General features: G+C 52.4%; 14 protein-coding genes and 1 pseudogene. 5 read left to right on the top strand and 10 right to left on the bottom strand.

Annotated features, from left to right (window positions below):
• The coding region (locus HY879_26075; GenBank protein ID MBI5606813.1) for a hypothetical protein at positions 1-275 on the top strand (275 nt) is incomplete at its 5' end.
• A pseudogene (locus HY879_26070) lies at positions 272-984 on the top strand (M48 family metallopeptidase). The gene HY879_26075 and the pseudogene HY879_26070, both read left to right, overlap by 4 nt.
• 235 nt (positions 985-1,219) lie before the next feature.
• Here HY879_26070 and HY879_26065 read toward each other — a convergent pair.
• The 4 genes from HY879_26065 to HY879_26050 all read right to left on the bottom strand — a co-directional run bounded on the left by HY879_26065 (position 1,220) and on the right by HY879_26050 (position 6,189).
• A complete protein-coding gene (locus HY879_26065; GenBank protein MBI5606812.1) occupies positions 1,220-1,996 on the bottom strand; it encodes an HAD-IIA family hydrolase in 777 nt (258 codons plus the stop codon).
• Complete coding sequence (locus HY879_26060) at positions 1,996-3,690, bottom strand: iron ABC transporter permease (protein MBI5606811.1); 1,695 nt, start codon at positions 3,688-3,690, stop codon at positions 1,996-1,998. The genes HY879_26065 and HY879_26060 overlap by 1 nt, the downstream gene beginning before the upstream one ends.
• A 285-nt stretch (positions 3,691-3,975) precedes the next feature.
• Positions 3,976-5,061 (bottom strand): ABC transporter ATP-binding protein, encoded by a 1,086-nt coding sequence (locus HY879_26055; GenBank protein ID MBI5606810.1) that lies wholly within the window; start codon positions 5,059-5,061, stop codon positions 3,976-3,978.
• Positions 5,062-5,064: 3 nt separating this feature from the next.
• A complete protein-coding gene (locus tag HY879_26050; protein ID MBI5606809.1) occupies positions 5,065-6,189 on the bottom strand; it encodes an extracellular solute-binding protein in 1,125 nt (374 codons plus the stop codon).
• A 328-nt stretch (positions 6,190-6,517) separates the two neighbouring features.
• On the opposite strand from HY879_26050, the gene HY879_26045 reads away from it, so the two are divergent.
• Positions 6,518-7,921, top strand: a complete 1,404-nt coding sequence (locus HY879_26045) for a hydrolase (GenBank protein ID MBI5606808.1) — start codon at positions 6,518-6,520, stop codon at positions 7,919-7,921.
• 68 nt (positions 7,922-7,989) lie between these two features.
• Here the strand turns inward: HY879_26045 and HY879_26040 are convergent, their stop codons facing one another.
• Both HY879_26040 and HY879_26035 read right to left on the bottom strand, forming a co-directional pair.
• A complete protein-coding gene (locus tag HY879_26040; GenBank protein MBI5606807.1) occupies positions 7,990-9,165 on the bottom strand; it encodes a thiolase family protein in 1,176 nt (391 codons plus the stop codon).
• A gap of 128 nt (positions 9,166-9,293) precedes the next feature.
• Positions 9,294-9,884: a TetR/AcrR family transcriptional regulator gene (locus HY879_26035; GenBank protein MBI5606806.1), complete on the bottom strand. Its 591-nt coding sequence runs from the start codon at positions 9,882-9,884 to the stop codon at positions 9,294-9,296.
• A gap of 336 nt (positions 9,885-10,220) precedes the next feature.
• Here HY879_26035 and HY879_26030 point away from each other — a divergent pair, with 336 nt between their 5' ends.
• Together HY879_26030 and HY879_26025 are read left to right on the top strand one after the other, a co-directional pair.
• Entirely contained in the window at positions 10,221-11,123 is a 903-nt protein-coding gene (locus tag HY879_26030; GenBank protein MBI5606805.1) for an MBL fold metallo-hydrolase, read from the top strand.
• A 188-nt stretch (positions 11,124-11,311) separates the two neighbouring features.
• Positions 11,312-12,181 (top strand): B12-binding domain-containing radical SAM protein, encoded by an 870-nt coding sequence (locus HY879_26025; GenBank protein ID MBI5606804.1) that lies wholly within the window; start codon positions 11,312-11,314, stop codon positions 12,179-12,181.
• A 132-nt stretch (positions 12,182-12,313) separates the two neighbouring features.
• Here HY879_26025 and HY879_26020 read toward each other — a convergent pair whose 3' ends face one another.
• From HY879_26020 to HY879_26005, 4 genes are all read right to left on the bottom strand, one after another.
• Complete coding sequence (locus HY879_26020) at positions 12,314-13,447, bottom strand: acyl-CoA dehydrogenase family protein (protein ID MBI5606803.1); 1,134 nt, start codon at positions 13,445-13,447, stop codon at positions 12,314-12,316.
• Positions 13,448-13,476: 29 nt separating this feature from the next.
• A complete protein-coding gene (locus tag HY879_26015; protein ID MBI5606802.1) occupies positions 13,477-14,664 on the bottom strand; it encodes an electron transfer flavoprotein subunit alpha in 1,188 nt (395 codons plus the stop codon).
• 368 nt (positions 14,665-15,032) lie between these two features.
• Positions 15,033-15,824: an electron transfer flavoprotein subunit beta/FixA family protein gene (locus tag HY879_26010; protein MBI5606801.1), complete on the bottom strand. Its 792-nt coding sequence runs from the start codon at positions 15,822-15,824 to the stop codon at positions 15,033-15,035.
• 10 nt (positions 15,825-15,834) lie between these two features.
• Positions 15,835-17,424, bottom strand: coding sequence for a methylmalonyl-CoA mutase (locus HY879_26005; protein ID MBI5606800.1), 1,590 nt, complete (start codon positions 17,422-17,424; stop codon positions 15,835-15,837).
• Between the last annotated feature and the right edge of the window lie 37 nt (positions 17,425-17,461).

The following is a 17,461-nucleotide window of genomic DNA, read 5'->3' as shown; positions in this document are numbered from 1 at the left end:
TCTTGAAACCTTTTTTCACTGAACAACCGCTTCCGCCTGAGAGAACGGAAGCGATCGCCGCTGACACGGCCCTGGCTATTCAGTCCATCCTGGCAAGACACTGGAAGGTACAGTTCTGGGAAGATGACGACGCCCAGAATCAAGCTATCAATGATATCGACGATTACCTCTTTGACGAGGTTAAAGGCAAGGCAGGTGTGGCGATCAGCCTCGAACAGATGGATGCGCTCATCGAACGGACCATGCAGGTAGCCAAAAGCAGGAGCGGAAAATGAGCTTGCCCCGCGGGGTCGTTGCCTATGGCAAGGAAAACATAGAATTCAGCTTCTTCCATGTTCATAGGAAGACATTGGAGATTGCTGTTCATCCCGACCAGATGGTAGTCATCAAAGCACCGATTGGTCTCAGCATCGAAGAAATAAAAAAAAGGTCGTCAAGCGCGCCGCCTGGATCATGAAGCAGCGTGCATTTTTCCGGCAATTTGATCCGAGGACTCCGGCCAGACGATATGTCGGAGGAGAAACACACCTTTACCTCGGAAGACATTACCGCCTCAAAATTAGAAAAGGAAATCAAGATTCTGTACGGTTACTCAAAGGCTTTTTTGAAATTCAGGTTCAAGAGGTCATTTCTTCAGAGAAGGTTAAGCTCTTGTTGGAGGAGTGGTATAAAAAGAATGCAAAACGAATATTCAATGAATGCCTTGATCGTTGCTGGCCCTATGTTGACAAGTTTTCATCGGTAATACCTGGCCTTCAAATTAAACCCATGCAGAAGCGCTGGGGAAGTTTTTCGGCAAAGGGCAGGCTGACGCTGAACATCGATTTAATCAGAGCCCCAAGGGAATGTATCGATTATGTTGTTGTTCATGAATTAAGCCATCTGCGATACGACAACCACGGGTCTGAGTTTTACAAATTCCTGAACAAAGTAATGCCTGATTGGGAAAAAAGAAAGCACCGGCTGGAGGTAACATTGGCTTAGGGTTTGAAGGGAATAAAGGGGGGGCCATTAATAATGACTTGGCGAAGATGTCTTTCAATTGATGACCTTGCCTATGCCTCGTTATGCCCGAATAGATATTCCAGGGACCCTTCATCATATCATGGTGAGAGGGATTGAGCACAGAAAGATATTAAAAAGGGGGAGGGTCATCCTATAATTTCCCGGTCAAGAGAAAAATTAGGGATAAAAGAACGGCCGGATCGAGGTCTATCCCTTAACGCAGCAGGCTTTCTACATCGGCAATGCTCGAAAACAGGTAATGCGGGCGGATGGGAGATGTTTCCAGAACCTTGGCGGAGGTGACACCCGTCAGGACCAGGGCGGTCTTCATGCCGGAATCGAGGCCCATGCGTATATCCGTTTCCAGACGATCCCCCACGAGCAGGCACTTCTCCGGTTCCAATCCCATCATTTCCAGGACCACCTGCCCGGTAATCGGAGAAGGCTTGCCTACAATGACCTCCACCTGTTTCTCCGTCACCGCCTCCAAGGCGGCAATCACCGCAGCGCAATCCGGCAGCTCGCCCTCGGGAAAGGGACAGGTCCGGTCCGGGTTGGTGGCGATGAAATGGGCCCCCCGCCGGATGGCCCGGAAAGCGATCGTCAGCTTCCGGTAATCGAAGGTCCGGTCAAAAGCGGCGATGACATAGTCAATCTCTTCCGGGTTGTCGGTCAGCGGGAAACCGGCCTCGGCCAATTCCTTGAGAAAAGGAGACTCCCCTATGACGAAGACCCTGGCACCCGGAGCCGCCTTGGCCAGATAACGAATCAGAACAAAGGTCGAATTGATGACCTCTTCCGGCGCGGCCGGGAGTCCGAGACGGGTCAGTTTGGCGGCATAGGCCTGGCGGGTCTCGATGGGTTTATTGGAGAGAAAAAGGACCTTCCGGCCTTTTTCCCGGATGAGTCGGATGACCCGGTCGGCACCGGGGATGAGGTGATCCCCCAGATAAACCGTTCCATCAAGATCGAAGATGAATCCCTCGAACATCAGCCGAAAACTCCCCCCATTCGAGAACCTGCCAGCCGGTTGATGATAAAAAGACAGACCGCACCGAGAATGATCAGAATCAATCCCAAGGCTGCTGCTTCATTAACCGACCCGCCGATATAAAAATTAAAGATGCCCACGGTCATCATCTCGTGTCCGGGGACGACTAAAAGGAGGGTAGCGGAGGCCTCCTGGAGGGCGAGGATAAAGGAATAGAGGGAGCCCGTGAGCACGCCTTTCCAGATGAGAGGCAAAGTCACATCCTTAAAGGTACGCACCTTGGTCGCCCCGACGCTTTCGGCAGCTTCTTCGAAGGAACGATGGACAATGAGCAGGGAGGCAAAGGTTCCCCGCACGGTGTAGGGCAGCCGCCTCACCCCTAAGACAATAGGGATGACAAACCACAAACCGATGAGGGGAATGCCCATGAAAGGCAGGGGATCCCGGAAGGCCCGCATGTAAGCGATCCCGATCCCTGTCCCGGGCAGGGCCAGGATCAGCGTCGTCAAAGAATCCAGGATCTCCCTGCCGGGCAGCTTGGTTCGCGACATGACCCAGGCCGCCGGAACCCCGACCGCTAAGGCGATGGCTACGGAAATGCCCGAGTAGAGAAGGCTGTTAAGAATAAACTTGGGTGTTTCAACAGAGACCCGCTGGAAATACTGGAGGGTATATTTGACCGGAAAGGGCGTTAAGGCCCAGCCCTTGCCAAAGGAATCGAGGACAATCCCGAAATAGGGGATAAAGGCCAGGACGAGAATGAAAAGGAGAAAAACGAAGACGCCCACCTGCGACAAGGGCGACAGTTTTCTGCGCTCTATCTGGGTATAGGAAAGGGAGCTATAATCTTTGATGGCCACGTATTTCTTAGCCAGGACGAGAAAGAGGATGGCTAAAAGGACCATGATGGCCGAGATGACGATCCCCATTTTAAAAAGTCTGCGGTCCACGAACTGGACGATATTGAGATAGGCCTGTGAGGCCAGAAGGTCATCGACTCCCACCACCAGGGGGGTGGCAAAATCGGCAAAGGTCCAGATAAAGACCAGGAGAGCTCCGGTAACATAGCCCGGCGTGGTGAGCGGAAAGGTGATATCCCAGAACTTGCGAATCCCCCGGGAACCGACACTCTCGGCCGCCTCGTCGAGAGAGGGGGATATCTTGCCCATGGCATCCACGAGGCTGAGGGTCATGAGGGGAAAGAGGTGGAGCGTCTCCACGAGAAGCACACCGTGGATTCCATACATGAAGTTGATCGGTTGGAGAAAGCCCAGATAATCCTGGAGAAGAATGTTCACGGTCCCGGCCCGCCCCAGGATGAAGGTGAAGCCCATGACGCCGACCAGGGGCGGCATAATCATCGGGATGATGGTGAGATAAGAAAAAAGCCGTCTGCCCAGAAAATCATAGCGCAGCAAAAGAAAGGCGATGGCAATGCCGATGATCGAAGTGGTCACTACGGTAGCCGCTCCCAGGAGCAAGGAATTAACGAGCGATTTCAGGTAAAAGGCATCGGTGAAGAACTGAAAATAATTGGTCAGGGTGAAAACCCCGTCATCGGTGGTAAAGCTGTCGTAAAAAAGACGGATGAGGGGATAGATGAGAAAGATGCCAAAGAAGGCCCAGAGCGCCCCATACCCGATGAGACCCCCGGCCCGCACTCCGGAAAAGGAACCGGATCTCGTTGTCATCACCGCTGCCGCACTCTTCACCTTTAAGCCCATTTTTTTATTAAGCCTGTCATTAGTGGAAACAGCCCCGCGAAACGCGGGGCTGTGCTACATAAAACAAATCCTATTTTCTTTCTAAGTCCTCATGCTTCCAGGGAGCACTACGAAGGATGAAAATGGGTTTTCCCGGACCTTGAACCTTGAACCTTGAACCGTATTTTCTTATTAAACCGCCATGCCCCGCCTTTTGGGGCATGGCACCACGAAGCATGAAAATAGGCTCCTTGGAAGACGGATGCTATTTTCGAACTAAACCGGTATCCCCAAAGTTATCTCCACGGGAAAACAGACGGACACCTTTTCATCGACGGGAAAGGGCTGCTGGTTCCAGGGGTTCTGCACATCGACCTTAAAAAGTGTCTCCTGGTCAAGCGCCACATCGTAGCGTATGGTATTACCGATATAAGAAGCAAAGCTGACCCTGCCAAAGAGCCTGTTCATAGCCCCATCCTCCTGTCCCTCATCGAGGCGGTGGATGGAGGCCGTTTCCGGGCGGACCGAGATCTGGCACTTATCCCTGGACTGAAAACGTTTTTCAAAAAGACACCTGATCGGCCCGAAACGGGTCTGGACCGCTATCCACCCCTTCTGTTCATCAACCTCTTGCACCTCGCCGGCAATCAGGTTATTGATGCCGATAAAATCGGCGACGAAGGGATTCTCCGGTCTTTCGTAAAGGTCTCTCGGTGTTCCAAGCTGTTGAAGAGTCCCGTGATTGAGGACGGCAATGCGGTCGGAGATCGTCAGCGCCTCTTCCTGGTCGTGAGTCACATAGACGGAGGTGATGGCCAATTCATTCTGGAGTTTCCGGATCTCGGCCCGGACCGTTTGACGTATTTTGGCGTCGAGGTTGGAGAGGGGCTCATCGAGAAGGAGCACGTCGGGATTGAGTACCAGGGCTCGGGCCAGGGCCACCCGCTGCTGTTGCCCGCCCGAGAGCTGCCCGGGGTAGCGCTTCTCCAACCCTGTCAGGTTGACCATGGAGAAGACCCGGGCTACCCTGCCGGCTATTTCTTTTTTGGGCACTTTTTTCAGTTTGAGGCCATAAGCCACATTTTCGAAGATGGTCATGTGGGGCCAGAGGGCATAGTTTTGGAAGACCATGCCGATGTTCCGCTGATAGGGAGGGACCGCCGATATCTCCTTTTCACCAAAAAAGACCCCTCCCTGATCAGGTTTATGGAAGCCTCCGATAAGCCGGAGGATAGTCGTTTTCCCGCAACCCGACGGCCCTAAAAGGGTAAAAAGCTCTCCATCGCGGATGTCCAGGGACACATGACTCACCGCCTCCAGCGCGCCGAATCTTTTCACCAGGTCTTTCAGATGGATGACCATGGTTTATTTCTTGATGATGTCCTTATGTTTTTCGGCAATTTCTTTGCGGAAGAAGGAATTCACCTCTTCGATCCGTTTCTTTGCGCCGGCGATATCATCGTTGTAGACATTGCCGACGGGGAAATCGAAAAAGGACCGGATGCCGCTGGTAAAAGCCACGGCCTTTTCCTGGTTCGAACCCGGAGGGCCCTGGACCTTGTATTTCGGCGTTACCGGATAGACCCCCATGGAGGAGACGAGTTTCTGGCCTTCCTCACTGAGCATGAATTCAATAAAGGCGTGGGCGGCCTTGGGATGGGGCGCCCCTTTCAGCGCGGCCATGGGTTCGGGCGTCACATAGGCGTTCCTGGGGTAGACGAACTTCACATCATAGCCGTTCAGGACCTCGGCAAAGGCCATATAACTCGGTACCGCAAAACCCACGGCAAACTCGCCTTTCGAGACGACGTTCGGCACATCACGGGAGCGGGCCGTAAAAATCCCCGTATTGGCGGCCAGCTTTCTCAACCAATCCCAGCCTTTTTCCCAGCCGTTGGTAGCCAGGATGACCTCATAGGAGGCATGGCTGCTGCTGGAGCGGTCAGGGGTACACTGGGCGATCTGCCCTTTCAGCTTCGGGTTCAAGAGATCCTCCCAGTCCTTGATCTCCACACCCAGGCGCTTGAGAAGTTTCGGCTGATAAATGATCCCGTAGGGTTCCAGCATGGTTCCCACCCAGAAGCGCTTTGGGTCCTTGAGGGGCAGCCCTATTGGCTTACCGATCTCGGCCGGAATTTCGTTCCACAACTTATCGGGAAGCTGAATCCTGTCCAGGAGCCCTTCCTTGGCCAGGTTGTCGAAAAGCGTTCCTTCCCCTCCCCAGAAGACATCGGCCCTGGGTTTACCCTTCCATTCGATGATCTGACCATAGGCCACCGGGGTCCCCTGGGGCATGGCACTGGTCTTCAAATCCACATTCCATTTCTTTTTGGCATAGACCGCGAAGGCCTTCAACACCGGATCATGGACATCCTTGGAAACCGGAGTAATGAGATAAAACTCATTTTCAATGGTTTGAGAAAAACCGACACCTGTCAGACAAAAAAGGACCACAGCCGCCATGGCCGTCAGAACAGCAACACGTTTCATGGGTGTTTCCTCCTGAGTGATAAAATTATCGCCTCTGCCGACAGAGGCCGATCTTGAGCTTTTTTTATTTTACCAAGGCGTTCGATCATTCTCCTTTATGACATTTTCAACCAGCCGGCAGGGAGGAGGCCCGCGGCTTTTGTTAAAAAGGAGTATGTCCTTTATAAACAGCCTCTTCCTCTGCTGTCAATAAGAAAGATGCCTTGTCCTCCATAGAGAACCCCGCCGCTTTAAAGTTTTGAAAATTGGCCGTTAGAATCTATTTGACCGATTCCTGAAAAATTTATATAAGAAGACAAGTGGCCATAATGGGAAAGGGAGGAGAAAAATGGTAAAAATCAATGGATTAAGGGAAAAAGGAAGAAATGGATCACGGGATGGGGCCATTCGACCGGATAGATCATTAGGCCTGATCATGAGCCGGCTTTTTTGGGCGGGCTTGTTCGTAATGATATTTGCTGGAATAAGTGCCGCCCAGGCATCTCGCCCCATCCTCTTCGTCCATGGGAATGGGGACAGTGCCGCCCTATGGCATACAACCATCTGGCGGTTCGAGTCGAATGGTTACAGCCCCTCACTTCTCTTCGCTCTCGACTTTAAGCACCCCATGGCGGGCAACGATGACACCAAATCTCAAGAAAACCGGAGCAACACCACCGTTCAAGTGAATGAACTCCGGGCCAAGGTCTCTGAAATTCAAACCCGCACCGGACAAAAACAGGTGATTTTGGTAGGAAGCTCGCGAGGTGGGTACGCCATTCGCAATTATATTAAAAATTTCGGGGGCGCGGCCAATGTCTCCCAGGTCGTCTTGTGTGGTACGCCGAATCATGGTGTCCAGGCAACTTCAGCCAATCTCAATAATGAGTTCAACGGTCTGGGGCCTTTTCTCCAAGGACTTAACGCCGGAGAGGAAGTCACCCCCGGGGTCCCGTTCATGACTATCCGCAGCGACTCGAACGACAAATATGCCCAGCCGGATGGCCGGTTTCTCGGTTTGCCGGGAAAGCCGACCAATGTTACTCATGCCGGGCCCGAGCTTCGCGGAGCCAAAAACGTCATTCTCCCCGGACTCGACCATCGGGAAACCGCCTTCCACCCCCAGGCCTTCAAAACCATCCTTGAATTCATTACCGGACGCCAGCCCGAGACCCTCGAGGTCATCCCCCAACCCCAACCAGACCTGAATGGCCTGGTCAGCGGATGGGCCAATGGAGCACCGACAAACCTCCCGATCATCGGTGCTAAGGTTGAAATCTACGAGATCGATCCCTCATCCGGCCAGCGTCTGGGAGAACCGGTCCATCAGCGCACGACTGGTGAAGACGGGACCTGGGGCCCGTTCACGGCCAAGCCGACGGCCTATTATGAGTTTGTCGTTACGGCATCAGGATACCCGATAACCCACATTTACCGAACGCCATTCCCGCGTTCGAGTCCTTATATCCATCTGCGTCTGAAACCGCTTGGCGACCGCGACAAGGTCAGCGGAAGTCTCGTCACGCTCACTCGGCCCCGGGGGTATCTCGGACACGGGCGGGATACCTTTTTGATCGACGGTAAAGTACCATCCGGGGTCAACGGAGGGGTGCCGGGGACCTCCGAAGCAAGACAGCGCTTTGAACCGGGGCCTCTCCGCCCGATTCGGGTTGAATTGAACAAAGAATTTCTGACCGTGCTCACCTACCCGGTCGACGCCGGCCATATCGTCATCGCCGAGTTCCATTACTAAGAAGGTGATTAAGCCGACCCAAGGTAATTAAAGGGTCGGCTTAATTTAAATGGCCTCTACGAAATCGCTCACAAACGCTCAATGAGCACGGCGAAACCCATTCCTCCCCCGGCACACAGGGAGGCTATGCCCAAACTGAGATTCTCGGCCATCATTTCATAGAGAAGGGTAACCACCAGCCGGCATCCCGTTGCGCCCACCGGGTGACCCAGAGAAATCCCGTTTCCGTAAACATTGACCTTGTTCCGATCCAGTCCCAGCTCTTTTTCACAGGCCAGATACTGGGCCGCAAAGGCCTCATTGATTTCGAACCGATCAATGTCGCTCAGGCTCAGTTTCGCCTTTTTTAGAACCCCCTGAATGGCAGGTACCGGACCGATGCCCATGAAATCAGGATCTACACCGGCCACCTGGTAGGCCTTTATCCGTGCCAGGGGCTTCAGACCCAACGCATTCGCCTTATCCCGGTCGGCCAGAAGAACGGCCGAGGCGGCATCGTTCATTCCGCAAGCATTTCCGGCAGTTACCGTTCCATCCTTTTTAAAGGCCACAGGAAGCTTGGCCATCATCTCTACACTCGCGTCCCGCCTGACGTGTTCGTCCGTGTCGAAAAGGACCGGAGCCTTCTTGCGCTGGGAAATCGAAAAAGGGGCGATCTCGGCTTTGAATCTTCCCTCCTCGATCGCTTTCGCCGCCCGTTGGTGACTCAGGACCGAGAAGGCATCCTGTTCCTGTCTGGAGATCTTATACTTCTCTGCCAGATTTTCGGCAGTCAGCCCCATTCCCACGCCAACCGAGGGTTCCTGCATGCCTCTCCAAACCAGGTCGTAAGCTTCCAAATGCCTCAATCGTTGCCCCCAGCGAGCGGTATGCATGATATAAGGGGCGTTGCTCATGCTATCCACGCCGCCGGCCAGAACCATATCCGATTCCTCGCAGAGAATGGACTGGGCGGCTGAGATGATCGCCTGAAGGGAAGAACCGCAGGTGCTGTTGATGGTGAAGCCGGGCGCCTCCTTCGGGATTCCAGCCCTGAAGGCTGCGCTTCGGGCGATGTTCTGCTCGGTTGGTGCGAAGCAGCAACCGAGGATGACCTTGTTGATCTGGTCGGGTTGAGTCTTGGCTCGGGCCACAACGTCTTTGATGACATGCTGCGCCAGATCCAAAGGCGGAACATCCTTCAAGGTCCCGCCAAAATCTCCAATGGCCGTTCTGACTCCGCTGACAATAACAATCTCTTTCATAGTATCCACCTCGATTATTTATCACTAATTCCACATGCCCATAGGGCACCACGAAGGATGAAAATAGGTTTACTCCGAACTCCGAACTCTAAACTCCGAACTTATTTTCGTACTAAATCTTTCTGTTCTTATTTTGCCAGTCCCTTCATGAAGATCTTTCGATAGGTGCTGACGTATTTTTTACCATTTAACGTTTTGCGATTTAACACCCACTGGTGGTGGATGCCGTCCACCATGGCAATAAAGGACAGGGCCGCCAGATCAGGATCGAGTGTCTCGTAAAATGAACCTTCCTGGATCCCCTGTTTGATCAACTGGCGGATAAAGGACCGGTAAACGCCATAGACCTTTTTCAGGGAAGACTCAAAGGCCACATCCACCTTGAGTTCATTGGTCAAAAAGGTCAAAAAGACCACCAGGTCCTGATGGTCCAGGGCGAACCGGGAGTTGAAGCTGATAACCTGGTGGAGTTTCGCCAGAGCGTTGCCGGGAAAGGCCTTGACATGGGCCATCATGACATCCAAAAATTCGATCTTATACTGGTCGATAATCCGTAACAGCAGATCCCCTTTGCCGCTGAAATGGGAATAAAGGGCGCCTTTGGTAAGGCCAACCCGGCGGGTAATATCGTCGATCGTGGTCCCATGATACCCATAGCGCACGAACAAATACAGGGCGGCTTGAATAATTTTTTTTTCCGTCAGGTCACTTCGTTTCATTGATAACCGTTCTTTAGAAAAAGATACTAACCGTTTAGCATTTTCTAAATAGTACCCATTGCCAGGATTGTCAAGATTTTTTTAGTAAATCGCCCCCCCTTACATAATTATTTAACATTGGAGAATCAAATAGATATGGTGTTCCCGATTTTCAAAGGGGGAAACTGACCGCCTGGCCCTGTTTTCAGCAGCAGGGCGGGGCAGCCGATCCCAAGTCTTCTCAGCAGATATCAGTTGATTTTCTTTTGAGAATTTATCATAGTTAGTTTTCATCTGGAAAGACCATGTTCCGGATGTATGCTGAAAGCTTTATTTCCGAGACGAGGAGGATCTATTTTGATCATTACAGAGATCGGAGAAATAGGATCGGGATTTTATGTTCTGGGAACCAGCCGTTTCCCCATCTACTTTTTAGATGGCGTTAAACCCCTTATTTTTGAGGCCGGGATCAGTTGTCTTGGACCAGCCTATCAGGCGGACATCAAAAGAATTTTGAAGGACCGCACCCCGGAATTCCTTCTTTTGACCCATGTCCATTTTGATCACTGCGGTTCAGCGGCCTATCTCAAAAAGGCCTTTCCGGGACTGACCATCGCCGGTTCAAAGGAAGCGGCCGGGATCCTGACCCGTCCCAATGCCCTGGAACTCATGGCCAGACTGAATAAGGCCGCTACTGAAGGGATGAAGCTGGTGGCCCCTGATCTGGTCAGCGAGGAGTCTTTTCAGCCTTTTGCCATTAACCAGGTCCTTTCCGACGGAGATCGGCTGGATTTCGGGAAGGATGTGACGGTCGAGGTCCTGGCCACACCCGGACATACCCGGGATTCCTTAAGCTACTACCTGCCGAAGCAAAAAATCCTGATCGCCTCGGAGTCGGGAGGCTGCCTTGATGCGACAGGGGAGATCCTTACTGAATTTCTTTCGGACTACGAAGACTATATCAACTCCATCCGCCGTCTGGATGGATTGGAGGTGGACATTTTTTGTCAGGGTCATGGGGCGGTCTTTACCGGTGACGATGCCCGGGATTTTTTTGGCCGGTCCTTGCGGGCGGCCGGTGAATTCAAGCACCTGGTTGAAGAGTCCCTGCGTGCCGAGGGGGGGAATATCCCCAAAGCCGTGGCCAGGATCAAGGCCGTTGAATATGACCCGAAACCCCAACCCAAGCAGCCCGAGCCGGCCTATCTGATCAATATAGAGGCCCGGGTGCGGTATTTGGCGGGGTTGATGGGAAAATAAAGTTGCAAGATGCAAGATGCAAGTTTCAGGTATGAAAAACGGGATCAGAGGTCGGGGATCAGGGATCAGTTGAAGACAAAGTTGCAAGTTTCAGGTTGCAGGTGCAAACACCTTGAACCTTGACCTTTTTTACATGGCCCCCAAAGGGGCAGAAGGGTTTTATTATGGAAGAAGTTATGGAAGAAGAAATGGATTATGAAGGGATGGTCATCCGGCCCCCCAGTGAAGCCTACAGTATCCTGCTGCAAGTCACCGTGGGTTGTTCTCACAACAAGTGTGTTTTTTGCGGCACCTATAAAGATAAACGTTTTCGAATCAAGTCGGACGAAAGGATCTTGAAAGACATCCGCTTTGCCTCGCAATATTGCAAAAGGCAGGACCGGGTCTTTCTGATGGATGGCGACGCCATGATCATCCCTCAAAAACGACTCGTCTGGATCTTAGAACGGATTCAGGAATATCTTCCCTGGGTCAAAAGGGTGGGGCTCTATGCCAATGCCAAAAGCATCAAGATGAAAAGCGATGAAGAGTTGCGGCAATTGAAGGAACTGGGTTTGGGGATCGTTTATCTGGGCGTGGAGACCGGGCACCCGGAGTTACTCAAAAAAATCTGCAAAGGCACCAGCCGGGAAAATTTGATCCTCCAGGGCAAACGGATCAAGCAGGCCGGAATCAGGCTTTCGGTGACCGTGCTTTTGGGCATCGGCGGCACGGAGATGTCCAACGAACACGCTCGGGAAACAGGAACCTTGCTGACCGAGATGGATCCCAATTTCGTCGGGGCCTTAACGGTTATGGTTCTGCCCAATACCTCATTGGGGCAGGAATATGCCGAAAAGAAATTTCAACCCCTTTCCGTGGAACAGCTTTTAATCGAACTGGGTGAAATGCTGGCGGCTACAAGACTTTCCCGGGGACTCTTTTATTCCAACCATGCCTCCAACTATCTGCCTATCAAGGTCCGGTTCCCCGAGGGAAAAGAACCGGCCCTGGCCCTGATTCAAAAGGCGTTGAAAGGCAAGGTGGGTTTAAGGCCGGAATGGATGAGGGCGTTGTAAGGATTCAGGGTTCAAGGCTTAAGGCACAAGGTACAAGGCGTGAAAGCCCTTAAGATGAAAATAGCGTTTAAGAAGGTGCTCAAGACTTTGAAAGAGAAGCAGCCAGATACACGTCTGGTGTTTCAAAAAAATCTATAGCCCGGCCCAGCGGGCAATATTCGGCAAGAGGACTTCATGGGTCCCGCCACCGTAAAGCAAAAAGCGGTTATCTCGATAATACCGTTGGGCGGTATATTCCATGGAATACCCATAGGCCCCCAAAATACGGGTGGCATAATCGCCGGCCTTGCAGGCTGCCTCGGTGGCAAAATATTTAGCTACAGTGGCCTCCGTGAGGCAAGGGATTTTTTCATCCACCATACGGGCGGCGCGATAGGTTAATAGCTTCGCGGCCTCCAGATCAACATACATCTCGGCAATCTTGGCCTGGATGAGTTGATAATTGCCGATGGTCTTACCAAAAGCGGTTCTTTCATGGGCATAGCGGATACAATCGTGGAGGGCCGCCCGGATCAGCCCCACACCCAAGGCAGCGGTCATGCTTCGAATTTCAGCTAAAATAGAAAGGAGGTTGTCAAATCCGCGGCCATCTTCGCACAGCTTGTGATGATGAGGAATCTTTACATCGGTCAAAGCCAGCTCGCAGATCGGGGTCGTGCGGGTCCCCAGAAGACTGAAGGATTTGCTTACCGATATCCCGGGAGTTTCCCGGGGTACAAAAAAGAAGTTAAATCCCCTGAATTTCTTGGCCGGATCCGTCTGGCAGAGGACCGTGTAAAAAGAAGCGACCGGGCCGTTGGTGACCCAGGTTTTCAGGCCATTAAGCACATAGCCATCGGCGGTCTTGACGGCCGAGGTGGTTACATTGCCGAGGTCTCCACCGGCCTCCGGTTCGGTCATGCAGAAGCAGGCGATTTTTTCGCCCCGCATGGCCGGAAGAAAATAATTTTCGTGCAGCTCCTTGGAACCAAAATGAAATAAAAAATTGGTTCCCATGAGACTTTGCATAGCCGTGGAAGCGGCCACACTCACCAGGCCCCGGGCCAGTTCCTCGCAGATAATACAAAACAGGGTGGTATTGCCACCGGAACCCCCTTTTTCTTTGGGATACCTGATTCCGAAGATTCCCATCTTGGCCATTTCCAGAAACATCTCTCGAGGGAACTCCCCCTTTTCATCAATCTCCTGTGCCCGGGGAATAAGTTCATTATCCACAAACCTGGCTATATTTTTCCGGATTAATTGCTCGGTATTTGATCTTAGCATATTTTCTTTCCTCCCGATCAGGTCTGGCCTTAGATCTTTTGCTGCTTCAGCATTTCTATCATCTGGGGAATCACTTCATGAACATTCCCTATGATGCCCCAATCAGCCACTTGAAAAATAGGGGCCCTTGGATCTTTGTTAACGGCGATGATATACCTGGAATTCATCATGCCGGCCCGGTGTTGAATGGCACCGGAAAGGCCGCAGGCGATATAGAGTTCCGGTCGCACAGACTGGCCGGTCTGTCCGACCTGACGGTCATAGGGGATCCAGCCTTCTTCAACGGTTACACGGGTCCCGGCGATTTCTCCTCCCAAAAGGCCGGCCAATTCTTCCAGGACCCGGAAGCCGTTGGCATCGCCAACCCCTCGGCCTCCGGCCACGATCACCTTTGCTTCCGAGAGATTCACCCTTTTTTTATCTTCTTTTACCCTTTCAAGAAGTCTGGTTCCAATCTCATTTTCTTCCGGAACACCCGGACAGGGAATGATTTGACCAGTAGCGCCGGATTTTATCGCCGCCTCCATCACTCCCGGGCGTACGGTGGCCATTTGCGGCCGGGAATACCGATTGGCAATAGTAGCCATGACGTTTCCACCAAAAGCGGGTCTGGTCTGGAGCAGGATTTTTTCTTCAGGGTCTATGCTCAATTCAGTGCAATCCGCCGTTAGCCCAACCCCTATCCTGCGGGAAACCCGGGGGGCGAGGTCACGGCCGATAGGGGTGGCCCCCATCAACAGGATATTCGGCTTAAAGTCTTTTACCAGTCCGGCAATACTATGGGTATAGGCATTGGTCCGGTAATATTTTAAAATCGGATCATCGACTAAATAGACCTTGTCAGCGCCATAGCTGACCAATATGTCACCCAGATGGGCTACCTGATGGCCCAGGAGCAAAGCAGAGACCTCCTCCTGGAGAATGGCGGCCAGCTCCCGGGCTTTGCCCAGAAGCTCCAGGGAAACCGGGTGCAGGTGACCATTCCTTTGTTCTGCAAAAACCCAAACGCCCTTTTGATCGCTAAAGTCCGGAACGATCCTGGGCTGGATATCGGTTTGAATGGCCTTCTGCTTGCATAAAGTCAAACAGGCGCCACAGGAAGTGCACCGGTCCAGGATGGAGGCCTTACCCTCTTTCATTTCCACCGCATGGTAAGGACATCCTTTTAAACAAAGGGTGCAGCCATTACACAGATCCCTTTCAATCCATATCGTCATAGTTATTTCCTCAAATTTTTCTGTTACTGGTTACTGGTTGCTCGTTGCTCGTTACTGGTTGCTGGATGCTTGTTAAGCCCACATGTGCCCTTTGGGGCGCCACGAAGCATGAAAATACCGCCGTAGGGGTGGGTTTAAAACCCGCCCCTACAGAGCCCCAACAGAGGGTAAAGGGGTTAAAAATCTATTTTCGTACTAAACCGCCATGCCCCGCCTTTTGGGGCATGGCACCACGAAGCATGAAAATAGGCTCCTTGGAAGACGGATACTATTTTCGTATTAAAACGAGTAACGAGAAACCAGCAACGAGCAACGAGATGCCGTGGGCCTAACAGTAATAACATTAGGATGATACTCTGTAAGAATCTCTAAATAAGCCTTTTCTCTCTTAACCTTCCCATTAAGGCCCGGACTGCTGTTTTCGCATCTCCTTCGATTAGTTCGGTCTGCCTTTGCAGCTTGGGGGCAAAGGTCTTAATGACCTGCGTCAAAGATCCCTCAAGCCCGACGTCTTTCTTTTGGACACCGATATCCGCGGCATTCCAGATTTTAATCGGGGCCTTTTTCTGGCAGGAATCGATCAACCGATCGACACGGGGGTAACGAGGCTGATTCAACTTCCCGATTACGGTCAATAACCCAGGGAGATCCAATTCCAGTCGCTCATAACCATCTTCCGATTGGCTTTTAACAACCAGGCTGTCTTCCCGGACGGTTTCAATATCAAACACATAAGAGACCTGAGGCACTTTAAGATACTCGGCTACCTGAGGACCGATCTGGGCGGTATCGCCATCAATCGCCTGTCGGCCGCATAGAACCAGGTCAAAGGGACCAACGCATTCAATCGCTTTGCCCAGGGTAAAAGAAGTGGCCCAGGTATCCGCTCCGGCAAAAAGTCTATCGGTCAATAAAATACCTTCATCGGCACCCATTCCGATGGCCTCGGAGATGGCATCAATGGCCTGGGGAGGTCCCATGGATAGGGCTATAACCTTGCCTCCGTGGGTTTCCTTTAAACGGACCGCGGCTTCCAGGGCATGCCGGTCATCGGGATTGATTATGCTTTCGACCCCTTCTCTAATCAGGTTCCCGGTTTTAGGGTCTAATTTGACCTCGGTCGTATCAGGAACCTGTTTGATTAGAACAATAACTTTCATGTCTTTCACCTTAGAATATATTCGGCTCCTCAAAAGTCCCGTAAGCTTCCTTGAATATGCGGGTCATCTCTCCCACCGTACAATAAACCTTGCAGCAATCCACCAGGAAAGGCATGACGTTCTTCTTTTCCTTGACCGCGCCCTCCAAGTTCTTGAGGGTGCGGATGACTGCCTCGGCCGGGCGTTCCTGCCGGAGGGCCTTGAGTTCCCGGATCTTTCCCTCTGCCGATTCCTCCCGGTACTCATGGAGGGCCACATCCTCTTCTTCCCCCTCTACGTACTTGTTGACGCCCACCTTGATCAGTTCACCTTCCTGAACGGCCTTTTCAAACTCATAGGCCTGGCGGGAGACCTTTCTCTGGATATACCCCTGGGCTACGGCCTTAACGATCCCGCCGACTCCTTCAACCTCTTTCATCTCCTCAAGAATTTTTTCTTCCATCTGTTTGGTCAGGGTTTCTACAAAGTAGGAACCGGCCAGGGGATCCACCGTATCCCGCAAGCCCACTTCTTCCATGAGGATCTCCAGTGTCCGCAGGGAGAGCAAGGCGGCCCGGGGGGTGGGAATGGTGTACGCCTCGTCGAATGAACATAAGGCCGTGGTCTGGGCCCCGCCCAGGGCCGCGGCCAGACCGTAATAGGCCCCGCGGATGATATTGTTTTCCGGTTGGGCCTTGGTCAGACCCACGCCTCCGCCGCCGAAGAGCCCTCGGAGATACATGTTCTTATCCTTTTTGACCCCGTATTTCTCCTTTAAATTGACGGCCCAGAGCTTGCGGGCGGCCCGGAATTTGGCCACCTGTTCCCAGAGATTGCCGAAGATGTTTATGTTAAAGGAAAAGCGTCCCACGAAATCTTCGGCTGCGTATCCCCGGCGGATGACCTCATCGATATAGGCATTGGCGATCAGGATGGCATAGGCGATCTCCTGGGAAGAGGTGGCGCCGGATTCCCGGATGTGGTAGCCGCAGACACTGACCGGGTTGCACTTGGGCATTTCCTTTATGGAATATTCGATGGTGTCCCCGATAAGGCGGATGGCCGGTTCGATGGGGAAAACCCAGGCCCCCCGGCCGATCATTTCTTTGAGGATGTCATTCTGGGGAGTGGCGCTGACCTGATCCCTGGTATAGCCGAATTTTTCGGCCATGGCCTGGAACATGGCCAGCATGATGGTAGCCACGGCATTGATGGTCAACCCGACCCCGATTTTGTTTAAGGGGATGTCTTTAAAGGCGATCTCAAAGTCCCGTAAAGAATCTATGGCCATGCCCACCCGGCCCACTTCGCCTTCAGCCATGGGATCATCAGAGTCCAGGCCCATCTGGGAGGGGAGGTCGAAGGCCACATTCAAGCCGGTCTGGCCGTGGGCGATCATCAATTTAAAACGCTCGTTGCTTTCGGCCGGTGTCCCGAATCCGGTGTATTGCCTGGTGGTCCAGGCCCGACTGCGATAACCCAAAGGGTGAATCCCCCGGGTAAAGGGATAACTGCCCGGATCGGCCAGGTCTTTTTGATAATCAAATCCCACGGCCTCCAAATCCTCTGGCGTATAAAAGGGTTTAACAGAAATGCCGGATTGAAGAATCACCTCTTCAATGCCGTCCTTCTTATTTTTTTTATATCGGGCTACTCCC

The organism is Deltaproteobacteria bacterium (genome assembly GCA_016219225.1).
Classification (GTDB): domain Bacteria; phylum Desulfobacterota; class RBG-13-43-22; order RBG-13-43-22; family RBG-13-43-22; genus RBG-13-43-22.
The sequence above is the reverse complement of the archived record's forward strand: the minus strand, read 5'-3'. Positions and strand labels throughout refer to the sequence as shown.

What these genes read in the sequence shown, in the direction of transcription:
- HY879_26065 (MBI5606812.1), bottom strand. Translation starts at nt 1,996, where the DNA reads ATGTTCGAGGGATTCATCTTCGATCTTGATGGAACGGTTTATCTGGGG.
- HY879_26025 (MBI5606804.1), top strand. Translation starts at nt 11,312, where the DNA reads ATGGATTATGAAGGGATGGTCATCCGGCCCCCCAGTGAAGCCTACAGT.
- HY879_26045 (MBI5606808.1), top strand. Translation starts at nt 6,518, where the DNA reads ATGGTAAAAATCAATGGATTAAGGGAAAAAGGAAGAAATGGATCACGG.
- HY879_26050 (MBI5606809.1), bottom strand. Translation starts at nt 6,189, where the DNA reads ATGAAACGTGTTGCTGTTCTGACGGCCATGGCGGCTGTGGTCCTTTTT.
- HY879_26020 (MBI5606803.1), bottom strand. Translation starts at nt 13,447, where the DNA reads ATGCTAAGATCAAATACCGAGCAATTAATCCGGAAAAATATAGCCAGG.
- HY879_26055 (MBI5606810.1), bottom strand. Translation starts at nt 5,061, where the DNA reads ATGGTCATCCATCTGAAAGACCTGGTGAAAAGATTCGGCGCGCTGGAG.
- HY879_26015 (MBI5606802.1), bottom strand. Translation starts at nt 14,664, where the DNA reads ATGACGATATGGATTGAAAGGGATCTGTGTAATGGCTGCACCCTTTGT.
- HY879_26040 (MBI5606807.1), bottom strand. Translation starts at nt 9,165, where the DNA reads ATGAAAGAGATTGTTATTGTCAGCGGAGTCAGAACGGCCATTGGAGAT.
- HY879_26010 (MBI5606801.1), bottom strand. Translation starts at nt 15,824, where the DNA reads ATGAAAGTTATTGTTCTAATCAAACAGGTTCCTGATACGACCGAGGTC.
- HY879_26035 (MBI5606806.1), bottom strand. Translation starts at nt 9,884, where the DNA reads ATGAAACGAAGTGACCTGACGGAAAAAAAAATTATTCAAGCCGCCCTG.